The 14,125-nt window shown below is 37.8% G+C and carries 23 protein-coding genes; 1 reads left to right on the forward strand and 22 read right to left on the reverse strand.

Annotated elements, in window-relative coordinates:
- Window positions 1–35: 35 nt before the first annotated feature.
- Together AC6UD2_RS00195 and AC6UD2_RS00200 are read right to left on the reverse strand one after the other, a co-directional pair.
- Window positions 36–1,169, reverse strand: coding sequence for an ATP-grasp domain-containing protein (locus tag AC6UD2_RS00195; protein WP_039144747.1), 1,134 nt, complete (start codon window positions 1,167–1,169; stop codon window positions 36–38).
- 29 nt (window positions 1,170–1,198) lie between these two features.
- Window positions 1,199–1,810 (reverse strand): glycoside hydrolase family 73 protein, encoded by a 612-nt coding sequence (locus AC6UD2_RS00200; protein WP_500697646.1) that lies wholly within the window; start codon window positions 1,808–1,810, stop codon window positions 1,199–1,201.
- 120 nt (window positions 1,811–1,930) lie between these two features.
- On the opposite strand from AC6UD2_RS00200, the gene AC6UD2_RS00205 reads away from it, so the two are divergent.
- Complete coding sequence (locus tag AC6UD2_RS00205) at window positions 1,931–2,242, forward strand: DUF2187 family protein (protein WP_010022762.1); 312 nt, start codon at window positions 1,931–1,933, stop codon at window positions 2,240–2,242.
- A 29-nt stretch (window positions 2,243–2,271) separates the two neighbouring features.
- Here the strand turns inward: AC6UD2_RS00205 and AC6UD2_RS00210 are convergent, their stop codons facing one another.
- From AC6UD2_RS00210 to rplF, 20 genes are all read right to left on the reverse strand, one after another.
- Window positions 2,272–2,853: an ECF transporter S component gene (locus AC6UD2_RS00210; RefSeq protein WP_500697647.1), complete on the reverse strand. Its 582-nt coding sequence runs from the start codon at window positions 2,851–2,853 to the stop codon at window positions 2,272–2,274.
- A gap of 66 nt (window positions 2,854–2,919) precedes the next feature.
- Window positions 2,920–3,312: a 30S ribosomal protein S9 gene (gene rpsI / locus AC6UD2_RS00215; protein WP_010022758.1), complete on the reverse strand. Its 393-nt coding sequence runs from the start codon at window positions 3,310–3,312 to the stop codon at window positions 2,920–2,922.
- A 13-nt stretch (window positions 3,313–3,325) separates the two neighbouring features.
- The gene (rplM, locus tag AC6UD2_RS00220; protein ID WP_010022757.1) at window positions 3,326–3,769 is read right to left on the reverse strand and encodes a 50S ribosomal protein L13; all 444 of its coding nucleotides are present in this window, start codon (window positions 3,767–3,769) and stop codon (window positions 3,326–3,328) included.
- Between the two features lie 114 nt (window positions 3,770–3,883).
- Window positions 3,884–4,690, reverse strand: coding sequence for a tRNA pseudouridine(38-40) synthase TruA (gene truA, locus AC6UD2_RS00225; protein WP_500697648.1), 807 nt, complete (start codon window positions 4,688–4,690; stop codon window positions 3,884–3,886).
- Complete coding sequence (locus AC6UD2_RS00230; protein WP_052236621.1) at window positions 4,691–5,473, reverse strand: energy-coupling factor transporter transmembrane component T family protein; 783 nt, start codon at window positions 5,471–5,473, stop codon at window positions 4,691–4,693.
- Window positions 5,474–5,486: 13 nt separating this feature from the next.
- Window positions 5,487–6,350, reverse strand: a complete 864-nt coding sequence (locus AC6UD2_RS00235; RefSeq protein ID WP_500697649.1) for an energy-coupling factor transporter ATPase — start codon at window positions 6,348–6,350, stop codon at window positions 5,487–5,489.
- Window positions 6,329–7,156, reverse strand: a complete 828-nt coding sequence (locus AC6UD2_RS00240) for an energy-coupling factor transporter ATPase (RefSeq protein WP_500697650.1) — start codon at window positions 7,154–7,156, stop codon at window positions 6,329–6,331. Before AC6UD2_RS00240 ends, AC6UD2_RS00235 begins: the two co-directional genes overlap by 22 nt.
- Before the next feature lie 171 nt (window positions 7,157–7,327).
- Window positions 7,328–7,711 (reverse strand): 50S ribosomal protein L17, encoded by a 384-nt coding sequence (gene rplQ, locus AC6UD2_RS00245; protein ID WP_010022749.1) that lies wholly within the window; start codon window positions 7,709–7,711, stop codon window positions 7,328–7,330.
- Window positions 7,712–7,729: 18 nt separating this feature from the next.
- Window positions 7,730–8,680 carry a DNA-directed RNA polymerase subunit alpha gene (locus AC6UD2_RS00250; protein WP_010022747.1) on the reverse strand — a complete coding sequence of 317 codons (951 nt, stop codon included), beginning with the start codon at window positions 8,678–8,680 and terminating at the stop codon, window positions 7,730–7,732.
- 61 nt (window positions 8,681–8,741) lie between these two features.
- Window positions 8,742–9,131 (reverse strand): 30S ribosomal protein S11, encoded by a 390-nt coding sequence (rpsK, locus tag AC6UD2_RS00255; protein WP_010022745.1) that lies wholly within the window; start codon window positions 9,129–9,131, stop codon window positions 8,742–8,744.
- Between the two features lie 24 nt (window positions 9,132–9,155).
- Window positions 9,156–9,518 (reverse strand): 30S ribosomal protein S13, encoded by a 363-nt coding sequence (rpsM, locus tag AC6UD2_RS00260; RefSeq protein ID WP_010022744.1) that lies wholly within the window; start codon window positions 9,516–9,518, stop codon window positions 9,156–9,158.
- A 29-nt stretch (window positions 9,519–9,547) separates the two neighbouring features.
- Window positions 9,548–9,667, reverse strand: a complete 120-nt coding sequence (gene rpmJ, locus AC6UD2_RS00265; protein WP_010022743.1) for a 50S ribosomal protein L36 — start codon at window positions 9,665–9,667, stop codon at window positions 9,548–9,550.
- A gap of 25 nt (window positions 9,668–9,692) precedes the next feature.
- A complete protein-coding gene (infA, locus tag AC6UD2_RS00270) occupies window positions 9,693–9,911 on the reverse strand; it encodes a translation initiation factor IF-1 (protein WP_010022742.1) in 219 nt (72 codons plus the stop codon).
- 105 nt (window positions 9,912–10,016) lie between these two features.
- Window positions 10,017–10,676 carry an adenylate kinase gene (locus tag AC6UD2_RS00275; RefSeq protein ID WP_039144765.1) on the reverse strand — a complete coding sequence of 220 codons (660 nt, stop codon included), beginning with the start codon at window positions 10,674–10,676 and terminating at the stop codon, window positions 10,017–10,019.
- 13 nt (window positions 10,677–10,689) lie between these two features.
- Complete coding sequence (gene secY / locus AC6UD2_RS00280) at window positions 10,690–12,006, reverse strand: preprotein translocase subunit SecY (protein ID WP_039144768.1); 1,317 nt, start codon at window positions 12,004–12,006, stop codon at window positions 10,690–10,692.
- Window positions 12,006–12,437 carry a 50S ribosomal protein L15 gene (rplO, locus tag AC6UD2_RS00285; protein ID WP_010022738.1) on the reverse strand — a complete coding sequence of 144 codons (432 nt, stop codon included), beginning with the start codon at window positions 12,435–12,437 and terminating at the stop codon, window positions 12,006–12,008. The genes secY and rplO overlap by 1 nt, the downstream gene beginning before the upstream one ends.
- 31 nt (window positions 12,438–12,468) lie before the next feature.
- Window positions 12,469–12,651: a 50S ribosomal protein L30 gene (gene rpmD / locus AC6UD2_RS00290; protein ID WP_010022736.1), complete on the reverse strand. Its 183-nt coding sequence runs from the start codon at window positions 12,649–12,651 to the stop codon at window positions 12,469–12,471.
- A gap of 17 nt (window positions 12,652–12,668) precedes the next feature.
- A complete protein-coding gene (gene rpsE / locus AC6UD2_RS00295; RefSeq protein WP_039144772.1) occupies window positions 12,669–13,172 on the reverse strand; it encodes a 30S ribosomal protein S5 in 504 nt (167 codons plus the stop codon).
- A 20-nt stretch (window positions 13,173–13,192) separates the two neighbouring features.
- Entirely contained in the window at window positions 13,193–13,549 is a 357-nt protein-coding gene (rplR, locus tag AC6UD2_RS00300) for a 50S ribosomal protein L18 (protein ID WP_010022733.1), read from the reverse strand.
- A gap of 32 nt (window positions 13,550–13,581) precedes the next feature.
- Entirely contained in the window at window positions 13,582–14,121 is a 540-nt protein-coding gene (gene rplF, locus AC6UD2_RS00305) for a 50S ribosomal protein L6 (protein ID WP_010022731.1), read from the reverse strand.
- Between the last annotated feature and the right edge of the window lie 4 nt (window positions 14,122–14,125).

A 14,125-nucleotide genomic window follows, 5' to 3' on the forward strand; every position in this document is an offset into this window, starting at 1 on the left:
ACAAAATTGTCGACTCCCTCAATTTTTAATATCATTTAATTCTTAGTCCAAATCCCAGTATTTACAATTCGATGAAATGCTTCTTCAACCGAATCCGTCGGAATTAAGATGACCCCAACGACGTCATTATCCCTTGCATTATTGTGATAATTAAAATAAAACTGCCAATTGGGCTGCAAAATTCGTTGCCTTAAAACCTGTTCATACTGTTTCTTGGTAAATGATCGAGAAACCACATCACTAATTTTCTTAATCTTAGCAAGTGGTAGTCCTGAAATGGCCCGAAGGTGCTGATCATATTCACTAATTTCGGTAGCAAGATTAAATAAGAAACCAGTGTTATTGACGGTTGGGTCAATGTTAGTAACATAAATATTGTGATCAGCGGTAACACCAAAAGAAACTTCAAATGAACCCACGTACTTCACGTTTTTACCAATTTGGTTAACGATTCTTATCATTTCTTCAATGACCTTTTGATCAACCTTAGAAATATCAGTACTAGCAGTCTGAAGTACATTCCCTAAATAACTGGTTTTAACAGCGGGAAACTGCTGCAAATTGTCTTTGACCGATTTGGTGGCAATAATTGAGTATTCAGATCGATACGGAACATATGATTCCAAAATATATGGTCCCCGTTTTAACATATCAGAAGCCAGAGCAATGTCATTTGATTCATTAATAACTAACTGTTGGTTATTAACCATGTGTCTTTGAATGGGCTTCAAGATTGCCGGATAGCCAATTGAATCAATCGCTTGATAAATATCTTCTAGATTAATAATCGTAACGTAGGGAGAGGTATTAACGTTAATCTGGTCAAAGAAGGCTCTTTCCATCACCCGATCCTGACTAATCTCTAAAAGGGATTCTCCCTGAGGAACATAAGTATACTTTTCAATTTCACTAATAACCTGGGGATCGATATCATTTGAAACGTAGGTAACCAGATCGCACTTCTCCGCAAATTCCCTTAAAGTATCAACGTCGTTCATATCACCAGTAAAGGCATAATCTGATTGACGAGCAATCTCACTATCTGAATTGGAACTATAGGTGGCAATCTTTAGCCCAGCATCACGGGCCACATTGACTAATTGGGTGCTGCTAAAATAGTCACCAATAATTCCAATTGTGCTTCCTGGGTAGAGTAATACTGAATCCATAGTTTAACCTCCATAAATCTTTTGATATCTTATTGTTTATCATATTGATTTAGATGATACTTCTTGATAATTTTAATGATTTTTTCAGCGTACGCCGGATCAGTAGCGTAACCGTCAGTACTAAGTGCTTTAGCTGAATCAACGTAGTTATCAGCATCCACCACTTCTTTGTATTGCATGGGATTCCAATCCGTTCCGTGGGCGAGCAAAAAAGCGTGGGATTCAATTGACTCATCCCAATTATCGTAAACCCGAAACTTTCCATGTACCATAACCGGAGATCCACTTGTATACTCCGTTGTATCCAAAGTAACACTTTTCTGACCTGGACCAGCTTTAACTCCAAAAAGATTGTTATATTTTGCGGCTAACCGACTTTGTCCCCAATCCGATTCAAGGATCGCTTGGGCAATCGTAATACTGGTCAAAATTTTGTATTTTCGTTGCATTTCAACAGACTTTGGCAAAATTTTATTAATAAATTTCTTGTGCTGGGCACTGACGTTACTTTGTTCATAACTAGGATTAAAGTGATAATTACCTAAAATCATCACAGCGCCCACAAACATGACCAATAAGATTAGCGTGGTGAGGACATAAGCAGCTAACTTATTTTGCTTTCGCTTTTTTTTCCGCGCCAAACTAACCCTCCTTACGAATAATTTTACTGATTAAATTGTACTACAAAAACGCTAAAAATTGACAAATGTTAATTATTCGTTTATATTTCATTAGTTGAATACAATTTGGAGGTGGTCAGCTTGGCAAAGAAGCATGATGAACAAACAGAGACCGAAAAATCACCCTTTGAAGTTGGTGATGAGGTCGAATTTAAGCTTGAAAAAAATGACTTCACTGGTTACATTGATAAAGCTTACAATAACGCCTTTTTAATTACATTTGAATCAAATGATCCAGAAATAATTGATAAGTATCATAATAAGACCGTTGTTAATCACAAGGATCTTAAAATGATTAAGCAAGCTCCACGAATTCAAAAGGATCCTGATGAGGGGTCGGATGATGATTCGAAAAAAGATGATGATCAAAAGTCATCAGATACAACCAAGTAATCAAAAGCAGATCTTAATTGATCTGCTTTTTATTTTTGGATAACTTTATTTAACGAAATGATTATTAAAGGACAAATAACGGCTGTAATGACCATTTCCACTAGCCCGTTGGTACCAACAATTCCTAGTAATGCATAAATAATCTTGTCGACACTAACGTGATACAAAATAGGAGCTTGTTTACGATTAAAGATATAGATAAATAACAAGACTAAGATGGTATTGGTCATCGATCCCAGGGCACAAGCAACTATTAATGATATTCTGTGATTCATAATTTTTTTCAACCACTTGTAGGCAAAGTATGCCACTACGGGGATAAGTGCTCGCGGCAGAATAGCTGTTATGGGGTTTTCAAAAACTAAAGGTGCAATCGGACTTGTCGGCCACGTAAAAGCCCTTATAAAAACAATTGCACCCCACAATGTTCCTAGGATGACCCCATCCTTTAGCCCGAGAACCAGAGCGGCCACAATAACAGTAATCGGGATCAAAGTGATGCTTAGTGGTCCAACTGGAATGTATCCCAAGATTGGAACAAAATTTTGAATCAAAATAATAGCAATAAAAACTGACAAAATAGCGATATGGTAATTTCGTGTTTTTTTCATTTTAAATTCACCCGTTAAATAAAAAGACACCCATGCGGACATGAGCGCCAAAATATAATCTTCTGATTAACGTTTTGAGAATTGACCAGCCTTACGAGCTTTCTTAAGACCTGGCTTCTTACGTTCCTTCATACGAGGGTCACGTGTTAATAAACCAGCCTTCTTAAGTGATTCTCTAAAGTCTGGATCAACTTCGAGTAAAGCACGTGCAATTCCTAAGCGAACGGCACCAGCTTGACCTGAATATCCACCACCATTAACGTTAGCTAATGTGTCATAGTTACCAAGAGTCTCAGTAACATTGTATGGTTGTAAAATGATTTCTCTTAAATTAGGAAATGGGATGTAGTCTTCAACGTCTTTGTCGTTGATTACAACTTTTCCAGTACCTGGTACTAAGCGTACACGAGCAACTGAATCTTTACGGCGACCTGTGCCGGTATATTGTACTTTAGCCAATTATGTTTCCTCCTTAAATTAGGTTCTTAATATCAAGAACTTCTGGTTTTTGAGCTTCATGTGTGTGATCTTCACCTGCATAAACGTGAAGTTTCTTAGCGATTTGACGACCTAATGTACCGTGAGGAAGCATACCCTTAACTGATGTTTCAATAAGTCGGTCAGGCTTTTCTGCTCTCATTTGACCAGCAGTAATTGACTTAAGTCCACCAATGTAAGATGTGTGATGGTAATAAATTTTGCCACTAGCTTTCTTACCAGACAGCGCAACTTTAGCTGCATTGATTACAATAACATTGTCACCTGTATCTACGTTTGGTGTAAATGTAGGTTTGTTTTTTCCGCGTAAAATAGAAGCAACGACACTTGAAAGACGTCCTAGTTCAACACCATCTGCGTCAATAACGTACCACTTGCGTTCTACTTCGCCGGGTTTAGCCATATATGTTGTATGCACTTTTAATTCCTCCATGTTTCCGTGTTTGTTCGACACCTAATAAGTTTCCGGGGCTTATCGTGGGGCAAACAATACCAGTTACAATAGTACTAACATTTCCCTCGAAAGTCAAACTCAATTTTGATCATCGAGGTGATGTTTTCTAACAGAATGCTTAGGATCATCACCCGGATAAAAGACCCTTTTTAAGTAAAGTCCATTGGCTGGCATTGTTAAGCGTGCTTCATTACGATCTCTTACTTTAATTAAGCGCTTAATGTCATGAATTGGTCGCTTACCTTGACCAATTTCCATTAAAACACCGACCATAATTCGAATTTGATTATACATAAATCCGTCGCCATAAAATTCCAACTGAATTTCGTTCGCATTCTTATCCCAATTTGCCTTCACAGAAAAAACGGTTCGAACCCGACTGCCATCCTTTGCACCAGAAGCCACAAAGGAAGAAAAGTCGTGTGTCCCTACGTAATCTTGAATTGCTAACTTAATCCGTCCAAAATCAACTGGAAATCGCCAATGAGCAGTATAGTTTCTTTTAAAGGGATCGGTAAATTGACCTAAATCCAAGCGGTATAAGTATTTTTTCCCGGTTACATCGTAACGAGCATGAAAATCGTCATTAACTCGTTGGACCTTTAATATTTCAATATCTAGTGGACACATACTATTTAATCCCTTAAGCATACTTTCCTCACTTAATTCATAGGGAAAGTCGAAGTGAGCCACCTGTCCAAGCGCATGAACTCCCGCATCAGTTCGTCCTGATCCATATATCGCAATCTGGCGTCCGCTTTTCTGTGCCATTTTATTAACAATATGAGTCAAAGTACCCTCAACGGTCCGTTGCTTAGGTTGCTTCTGAAACCCAGCAAACTTAGTTCCATCGTACGCAAAGGTAATTTTATATCGATTATTCATTTAACTCCTCACTAAAACAACGACCACCGTTAAAAGAATCATAAACAATAGTGCAATCCAATCCAGTTTAGTCCACGCGACAAGTTGATAATGACTTCTTTTAACCTCATCTGAGTATCCACGTGCCTCCATTGCATCTGCTAAATGCTCGGCATGGCGAAAAGAAGAAATAAATAAAGGAATGATCAACGATACTAAGCTCTGAGCACGTTTTATTAACTTCCCCTTACCAAAATCTACTCCTCGAGCCCTTTGAGCATTCATAATATCATCCAATTCATCAATTAGAGTTGGAATAAATTGAAGTGCAATTGATACCATCATCCCAATTGTCTCAGTCGGCACCTTAATCCACTTTAAGGGAACTAAAATCGTCTCCACACCTAAGGCAATCATCGATGGACTAGTTGTAATCGTTAAAATGGTGGCAATGATAATGATCAATAGTAAACGAACAAATATCATCATGGCATTAATAATTCCCAATGAAGTAATGGAAATAAACCACAGGTGAAAATAAACCGTTCCTCCGTGACCAAAAAGAATCTGAATTAGAACGGTAAAAATGATTAACCATAGAATGGGCTTCACACCACGTAGAAGCATTTTTATTCGTGAATGGGACAAGTATACTAATGTCAATGTTATAACCGTCATACACCCATAGCTGGCCCAATTATTACACATCAAAATTAACGTAATCAGAACAATTGATCCTAAGATTTTAAATGCAGGATTCAATTGATGGATGAATGAGTTGCCAGGAAAATATTTTCCAAACACAAATTGATCGATTCTACTTCACTCCACTTCGTTTTTGCGTTATTTGTTCAACAACCTCATTTGCAGTTAACGGAATCTGAGATAATTGAATACCATCATGAACTAAATCATAGTATATCTGGACTGAATCTGGAAGTGCGAGTGAATTATTAGCGATTAATTCAGAATTGGCAAATAATTCTCGAGGAGTTGAATCTGAACTGACACGCCCCTTATTCATCACCACAACACGGTTAGCATTTTGGGCAACCACATCCATGTCATGAGTGACCATAATAATGGTGACTCCCTTTTCATTTAACTGATGAATGATTTTTAAGATCTCATTTTTACCGTTAGGATCTAAACCAACGGTTGGTTCATCAAGGATCAGAATTTGAGGTTCACACGCGATCGTTCCAGCAATCGCCACCCGTCGCATTTGTCCACCTGAAAGTTCGAAAGGAGAGCGATCATACAATTTTTTAGAAACACCAACGATCGAAAGTGCTTTAATCGCTTTAGTATTAGCGGTTGGTTCATCGTCACCAAAATTAAGGGGACCAAAGGCAACATCCTTTAAAACGGTGTCTTCAAACAACTGTTTTTCTGGAAACTGGAATATCATCCCAACTTTCTGCCTTAATTCACTCAAATTATGATTATTAGTCTGATTATTGATTTTAATATCACCAACCATGACCTCTCCTAAAGTTGGCTTTAAGAGACCATTAATCATTTGGACCAATGTTGATTTACCACTTCCCGTTTTACCAACGATCGCCATAAATTCACCGTTTTCGATCTCCAAACTAACATTAGTTAAAGCCTGTTTTTCAGAAGGTAAATCTGGCTGATAGATGAAATCAACGTTTTTTAAAATAATTTGCTTATCCATTGACTAATCTCCTCATCATCCATGTACCGATCAGAAATATCATATCCTGCATCAATAAATTTCTGCCTTAATTTCTCACTAAATGGAAGTTCTAGATCCATGTTCGCAATTAATTCATGCTTTTGAAAAAAGACACTTGGTTTACCATCAAATATAATCTTACTATCATTTAATGCCAAAATCCGATCAGATTTAGCCGTCACGTTAATATCATGCGTGATGGAAAGAATTGTCATGTTTTGCTTTTGATTTAATTTGTTTACAACTTCATGGATTTGTTTCGTTGCTAGCGGATCCAACATGCTCGTTGCTTCGTCAAGAATCAAAATCTGAGGATCTAAAACAATGGCTCCCGCAATGGCGACCCTTTGTTTTTGTCCTCCAGAAAGACTACTTGGCATCTCGTTTCGAAAGTCCCACATGCCAACTCTCTTAAGGGCCACCTTAACTTTTGATTTCATTATTTCTCTCGGAACAGCACGGTTTTCAAGACCAAAGGCCACGTCACTAGCTACGGTAGCACCCACAAATTGATCGTCCGGATTTTGAAATACTAATCCAATCGACTTTCGCATCTCTCGGTCATTTTCATGAGAACTTAACCCAATGTCATTAATCTTAATTGTTCCAGTTTGTGGAGCTAAAAGCCCATCAATTAATTTAGCAATGGTACTTTTACCGCTACCGTTTTTCCCAATCAAAGAAACATATTCACCCTTTTCACACTGAAAAGAAATGTCATCTAATATTTTAGAAGCATCATCATATTGAAATGAAAGATTTGAAACCTTAATGATTGGATCCATTTGGCAACCCTCCGTTTAAAATTATGTATAAAAAAATCACTAAAAGATTAAGGCGCATGGAATTAACCACATTCAAGCTAGACTTGGAAAATCCATCATCGTAACACTTTATACCTTTAATCTTAGTGATTCCTATAGTGAAATATTATTATTTCTTATCAAATATCGAAATTATTCGACAAATTGTAAGATTACCATTGGTGCACCGTCACCACGACGAGGCATTGTCTTAAGAATGCGAGTGTAACCACCATTACGGTCAGCATACTTAGGTGCAACTTCGTCAAACAACTTTTGCAATGCACTAGTTACTTTGATACTGTCGCCGTCTTCTTTTACATCAGCAATGGTATTTTGTAAGTAAGCTGCAGCTTGACGACGTGCGTTCAAGTCACCCTTCTTACCTAAGGTAACCATCTTGTCGGCTAATGATCTAACATCCTTAGCGCGAGCTTCTGTTGTTTTAATTTGACCTTTAACAATTAAGTCAGTGGTTAAATTACGAAGTAAAGCACGACGTTGAGCACTCGTACGTTGTAGTTTGCGATAACTCATAACCGGATATCCTCCTTTTTAGTCTTCTTTACGTAAAGATAGTCCTAATGCTGCTAGTTTTTCTTTGACTTCATCAAGTGACTTCCGGCCTAGATTTCTAACCTTCATCATGTCAGCTTCAGACTTATCAGTTAATTCTTGCACAGTATTGATTCCAGCACGTTTCAAACAATTGTATGAACGAACCGAAAGATCTAATTCTTCAATTGACATTTCAAGCATTTTTTCCTTATGGCTTTCTTCCTTCTCAACCATAACGTTTGCATTCTTGGCTCTGTCAGTTAAATCAATAAACAATTGGAAATGTTGATTTAAAATCTTAGCTGCCAAACTAATTGCATCGGAAGGAGTAATTGAACCATTGGTCCAAACGTCTAATGTCAACTTGTCGTAATCATCACGTTGACCAACACGTGCATCTTCTACTTGATAATTAACACGTTCGATTGGGGTATAAATAGAATCAACTGGTAGAACACCAATTGGCATACCATCGTTTTTAGCTTTGTTTTCTTCAGCAGAAACATAGCCACGACCTTTATTGGCAGTCATGTTCATATGGAATGTAGCTCCATCGGCAACCGTTGCAATGTGTAAGTCAGGATTTAAAATTTCAACATCACTGTCAGTTACAATATCACCTGCGGTTACGTCGGCTGGTCCCGTTACATTAATACTCATGGACTTTGTTTCATTGTCATCTGAGTTGATTTTCAAATTAATCTTTTTAACATTCAAGATAATTTGAGTAACGTCTTCAACTACACCCTTTACAGTTGAAAATTCGTGTAGGACACCGTCGATTTGAATACTGGTTACCGCAGCACCTGGTAATGATGCTAACAAAACACGTCGCAGTGAATTGCCAAGCGTTGTACCATATCCTCTTTCGAGTGGTTCTACAACTATTTCACCATAGTTGTCTGTTTCTTCAATTTTGTGAATGTTTGGCTTTTCAAATTCAATCATTGTAGTCTCTACCCCTTTCAAAACGCATTGAGTAATTTAAAACTTTAACGTTCATTAAATATTAAACTCTACGACGTTTTGGAGGACGAGAACCATTATGTGGAACTGGAGTTACATCTCGAATTGCAGCAACTTCCAAACCAGTACTTTGTAAAGCACGAATAGCTGACTCACGACCTGAACCAGGACCTTTAACAGCAACTTCTACTGATTTCATTCCATGTTCCATTGCAGTCTTAGCAGCTGCTTCAGCAGCCATTTGAGCAGCAAATGGAGTAGATTTACGACTTCCACGGAATCCTAATGCACCAGCTGATGACCATGCAATAGCATTTCCTTGAACATCGGTAATCATAACCAAAGTGTTATTAAAAGTTGAGTGAATATGTGCTACACCAGACTCAACGTTTTTTCTTGCTTTACGCTTACGAGTATTTTTAGTTTTAGCCATAGAAACTGATAGCCTCCTTCTTTATTATTTTTTACCAGTGATTGTGGTTTTCTTACCTTTTCTTGTACGTGCGTTATTCTTCGTATGTTGACCTCTAACAGGTAAACCACGACGATGACGCATTCCACGATATGAACCGATTTCTTGAAGAGTCTTGATGCTCATAGTAACTTCTCTACGTAAGTCACCTTCGATTGTGTAACCATCAAGAGCTTCTCTGATCTTATCTTCTTGATCAGGTGTTAAATCACGTACACGAACGTCTTCTGATACTCCAGCTTTTTTCAAAACTTGTTGAGCAGTTGTGTTTCCAACACCATAAATGTATGTTAAAGCAATAACGATTCGCTTATCACGTGGTAAATCAACTCCGGCAATACGAGCCATTAAATCCACCTCCTATAATTCTAATTTAATTACTTTCCTTGTCTTTGCTTGTGCTTAGGGTTTACAGGGCAAACCACCATCACACGGCCTTTTCTCTTAATAATCTTACAATGTTCACACATTTTTTTTACTGATGGACGTACTTTCATTTTAATAACCTCCTATATGAAGGGCTTACTTAAATCGATAAGTAATTCGACCCTTTGTTAAATCATACGGTGACATTTCAACGGTTACACGATCTCCTGGCAGGATACGAATGTAATGCATTCTGATCTTACCAGAAACGTGTGCCAAAATTTCATGACCATTTTCAAGCTCGACCTTAAACATTGCATTAGGTAAAGTTTCAGAAACTTTACCCTCAACTTCAATTACATTATTTTTAGACACGAATAATCCTCCAAAATTACTAAACTCGTAAGTATTACTTACAAATAGACATACAAACTATAATATACCACATTACTGCTATTCCAGCAATTAAACGACAGTTTGCTAATTTAAGTTGCTAAGAATTTTATCAATGTCTTTACTAACGTCTGCAATGTCCCGGTCACCGTCAACTGAATGTAAAATACCGCGATCTTTGTAAAAATCAATTAGAGGAGCATTACTCTTCTCATTAACTTTTAGACGATTTTTAACAGTTTCAGGTTTATCATCACTTCTTTGGTAAAACACATGAGCACCGCAAACATCACAAGTACCATCAACTATAGGCTTCTTATATAATTTATGATAAGTTGCGCCACAGTTTTTACAGATGAACCGACCAGATAAACGATCAACTAAGACTTTAGGGTCAACTTCAATGTTAATAACTGCATCTAACTCTTTGCCCATTTTCCTAGTCATATCTTCCAGACTTTTAGCCTGATCAATGTTTCTAGGAAAACCGTCTAACAAATATCCTTTGTCTGTGTCAGGCTGTTTGAGACGATCCTCAACAATCCCACAGGTAACATCATCAGGAACAAGTTCTCCCTTATCGATATACTGTTGAGCTTTTACACCCATGGGGGTTTTATTTTTCATTGCTGCTCGAAATATGTCCCCAGTTGAAATATGTGGGATGCCATATTTTTGAACAATGAATTCAGCTTGAGTACCTTTTCCGGCTCCTGGGAGACCCATTAATAATAAATTCATTGACATTTAAATTCCTCCACTACTTGTTGTCATCTGGAGTGCTTTGAATAAATCCAACGTACTCTTTTCTCATCATTAAACCTCGAATTTGTTGAATGGTTTCAATTGCCACTCCAACAATAATCAACAGATTTGTACCACCTAATCCAATGGATTGATTTAGATTCCATACGTTTTGGGCAACTAACGGAATTAAAGAAACGATTCCTAAAAACAAAGCACCGACAGTACTTAGTCTCATAAGTAAACGAGAGATGTACAACTGCGTTTCATGGCCAGGCCATACACCTGGGATATAGCTACCCTGCTTTTGCAAATTCTCTGATAATTTTTGTGGGTTAACTTGAACAAACGCATAGAAGAAAGTAAATACAACAATTAAGAAAGTGTAAAATGCCGCTCCAAGTGGAGTTTGCATATTAAACAACTTACTTAGAAATTCATACCAACCAGCTCCCTGAAAGTTTTTGGTGAAAAACATCAAAATCGTTTGAGGAGTGGAAATAAATGCACTTGCGAAAATAACTGGAATAACTCCAGCAACATTAACCTTCAAAGGAAGGTAACTGCTGTCAGGCGAACCTGATGTTCTTCTAGTATATTGAATTGGAATCCTACGTTCAGCTTGCTGTACCCAAGTAACAAAGGTCACGATGATTAAAATTACAATGATCAACGCAATGATAAACAAGGCTGGTTTCCACATTTGATTCATTGGGGTGCCTTCGACATATTGACGATAAACACTCATGATCCCAGTTGGCATTTCGGCAACAATTCCGGCAAAGATGATCATGGAAACTCCTTGACCAATTCCTTTATCAGTAATCATATCACCCATCCAAGTAGTAAGCATTGTTCCACCGGTTAAGATCAAACCAATACTAATGTAGGTCCCCATTCCTGGGTTTTTAACCAAGTGCAAACTACTTAATGCGTTAAATCCAGCAGTAATACCAATTGATTGAACGAAAGCTAATACAATCGTCAACCATCTAGTTACTTGATCCAGTTTTTGTCTTCCAACTTCACCTTGCTTCCCCCATTCAACGAATCGAGGAACAATATCCATTTGAAGTAACTGAACAACAATTTGTGCAGTAATGTATGGAGAAACACCCATCGCAAACAATGAATAATTAGTTAATCCACCACCACTAAACATATTTAATACATTAACTAAACCCGAAGATGCTACGCTTTGTAGAGCTTCGGCATTGATTCCAGGTACCGTAATATATGCACCTAAACGAAAGACTGCCAATACAAAAAGGGTAAATAAAATCCTTTTTCTAATATCTTTTTCTTCAAACGCATTCTTTAAGGTAGTGAACATTAAATCACCTCAGCTTTACCGCCGGCATCTTCAATTGCTTTTTCAGCACTCTTTGAGAATTTGTTAGCTTTAACAGTGAGCTTCTTAGTTAGCTTGCCATCTGCAAGAACTTTAACGCCATCGTTTGAGCCTTTGATCATTCCAGCTTGAATCAAAACATCTGGAGTTACTTCTGAGCCATCATCAAAATTATCTAAATCAGCCAAGTTAACAATAGCTAATACTTTTCTGTTGAAGTTGGTAAATCCACGTTTTGGAATTTGACGGTATAAAGGCATTTGGCCACCTTCAAAACCAATCCGTGTCTTTCCACGAGCTTTTTGGCCTTTTTGGCCACGACCTGAAGTCTTACCTTTACTACCAAGTCCACGACCTAAACGAGTTCTTGATGAACGTGAACCCTTAGCAGCTTTTAATTCATTTAACTTCATTGAGTTGCACCTCCTTATCTTTTAAAGAATATTAATCGATTTGTTCAACCTTGATTAAATGAGCAATCTTGAATAGAGCTCCACGAGTTGCTTCATTGTCAGGCTTAATAACACTACTATTTACTCGTCCCAATCCAAGGGCCTTAACAATCTTACGTTGTTTAGGGAGACGGTGAGCAGCACTATGAACTAAAGTAATCTTTAATTGAGCCATCTTCTAACCCCTCCTTATTATTCAGCTAAGTGATCTGATGATACACCACGTAATGATGAAATTTCTTCAGCATCCTTAAGATCTTTAAGACCTTCAAAAGTTGCACGAATTACGTTAACAGGTGTATCAGAGCCTAAACGCTTACTAGTAACATCATTCACACCAGCTAATTCCATAACTGATCGAACAGCACCACCAGCAGCAACTCCAGAACCTTCTTCAGCAGGCTTCAACATGATCTTTCCACCGCCATAACGACCGATAACTTCGTGAGGGATAGTAGTTCCAACAATTGGGACTTCAATCAAGTTCTTTTGGGCACTATCAACGGCTTTTCTGATCGCTTCAGGAACTTCTTGAGCTTTACCAGTACCAAAGCCAACGTGGCCATTTTTGTCACCAACAACAACTAATGCAGCAAAACGTAGTCGACGACCACCCTTAACAACCTTAGTGATCCGGTTGATAGCAACAACGTTATCTTCTAAGTCCAGTTTGTCTGGATTAATAAACTTTGCCATGTGCGTTATATTCCTCCTTTTTAAAATTCAAGTCCATTTTCACGTGCTGCATCTGCAAGGGCTTGTACACGTCCGTGATATAAGTATCCACCACGATCAAAAACAACATTTTTAACATTTTTTTCAACTGCACGTTTAGCGAGTAGAGCGCCAACGCTTGCGGCTTGTTCTGATTTATTGTTTCCGGAAACTTCCTTGTCAACAGTTGAGGCACTAGCTAGCGTTACACCCTTTACATCATCAATAACTTGAGCGTAAATGTTTTTATTAGAACGGAAAACGTTCAAACGTGGGCACTCAGCAGTACCAGAAATTTTACTTCTAACACGATTATGACGAATCTTACGTGTTTTATTCTTGTCTGGTTTGGAAATCAAAATAGTCACCTCTTATTTTTTATATTGTTAAACTACTTACCAGTCTTACCTTCCTTGAGGGTAATGTGTTCATTTTCATATCTAATTCCCTTACCTTTATATGGTTCTGGTGAACGGTATGAACGAACTTCGGCAGCGAAGTCACCAACATGTTGCTTGTTGATTCCACTAATGTTAATAGTAGTGTTATCAGGAACAGCTACAGTGAGATCTTCAGGAACTTGAACTTCAACAGGATTTGAGTAACCAACGTTTAAAGTCAAAGTATTACCCTTTAATTGGGCACGATATCCAACTCCAACTAATTTAAGGGTCTTATGAAAACCATTCATAACTCCTTCAACCATGTTGTTGAAGTTAGCACGGGTTGTACCATGTAAGGCACGTTCTTTGTTGTCATACTTACCAGTTGGGGTGAAGTTTACTTCATTACCCTTAACTTGCATCTTGATTTCTGGTGCAAATGTGGCAGTAAGTGTACCCTTTGGTCCTTTAACAGTTACGTTAGTACCTCTGTGACTTACTTCAACGCCGTCTGGAAGATCAACAGTTTTATAACCAATTCTACTCATATTA

Source organism: Fructilactobacillus sp. X2R5C2, from assembly GCF_059901375.1.

Bases quoted from the DNA above. Each gene is read 5' to 3' on its own strand.
- AC6UD2_RS00195 (WP_039144747.1), bottom strand. From the start codon at position 1,169: ATGGATTCAGTATTACTCTACCCAGGAAGCACAATTGGAATTATTGGT.
- AC6UD2_RS00210 (WP_500697647.1), bottom strand. From the start codon at position 2,853: ATGAAAAAAACACGAAATTACCATATCGCTATTTTGTCAGTTTTTATT.
- truA (WP_500697648.1), bottom strand. From the start codon at position 4,690: ATGAATAATCGATATAAAATTACCTTTGCGTACGATGGAACTAAGTTT.
- AC6UD2_RS00235 (WP_500697649.1), bottom strand. From the start codon at position 6,350: ATGGATAAGCAAATTATTTTAAAAAACGTTGATTTCATCTATCAGCCA.
- AC6UD2_RS00240 (WP_500697650.1), bottom strand. From the start codon at position 7,156: ATGGATCCAATCATTAAGGTTTCAAATCTTTCATTTCAATATGATGAT.
- rplQ (WP_010022749.1), bottom strand. From the start codon at position 7,711: ATGAGTTATCGCAAACTACAACGTACGAGTGCTCAACGTCGTGCTTTA.
- AC6UD2_RS00250 (WP_010022747.1), bottom strand. From the start codon at position 8,680: ATGATTGAATTTGAAAAGCCAAACATTCACAAAATTGAAGAAACAGAC.
- rpsK (WP_010022745.1), bottom strand. From the start codon at position 9,131: ATGGCTAAAACTAAAAATACTCGTAAGCGTAAAGCAAGAAAAAACGTT.
- rpsM (WP_010022744.1), bottom strand. From the start codon at position 9,518: ATGGCTCGTATTGCCGGAGTTGATTTACCACGTGATAAGCGAATCGTT.
- rpmJ (WP_010022743.1), bottom strand. From the start codon at position 9,667: ATGAAAGTACGTCCATCAGTAAAAAAAATGTGTGAACATTGTAAGATT.
- AC6UD2_RS00275 (WP_039144765.1), bottom strand. From the start codon at position 10,676: ATGTCAATGAATTTATTATTAATGGGTCTCCCAGGAGCCGGAAAAGGT.
- secY (WP_039144768.1), bottom strand. From the start codon at position 12,006: ATGTTCACTACCTTAAAGAATGCGTTTGAAGAAAAAGATATTAGAAAA.
- rplO (WP_010022738.1), bottom strand. From the start codon at position 12,437: ATGAAGTTAAATGAATTAAAAGCTGCTAAGGGTTCACGTTCATCAAGA.
- rpmD (WP_010022736.1), bottom strand. From the start codon at position 12,651: ATGGCTCAATTAAAGATTACTTTAGTTCATAGTGCTGCTCACCGTCTC.
- rpsE (WP_039144772.1), bottom strand. From the start codon at position 13,172: ATGGCAAAGTTTATTAATCCAGACAAACTGGACTTAGAAGATAACGTT.
- rplF (WP_010022731.1), bottom strand. From the start codon at position 14,121: ATGAGTAGAATTGGTTATAAAACTGTTGATCTTCCAGACGGCGTTGAA.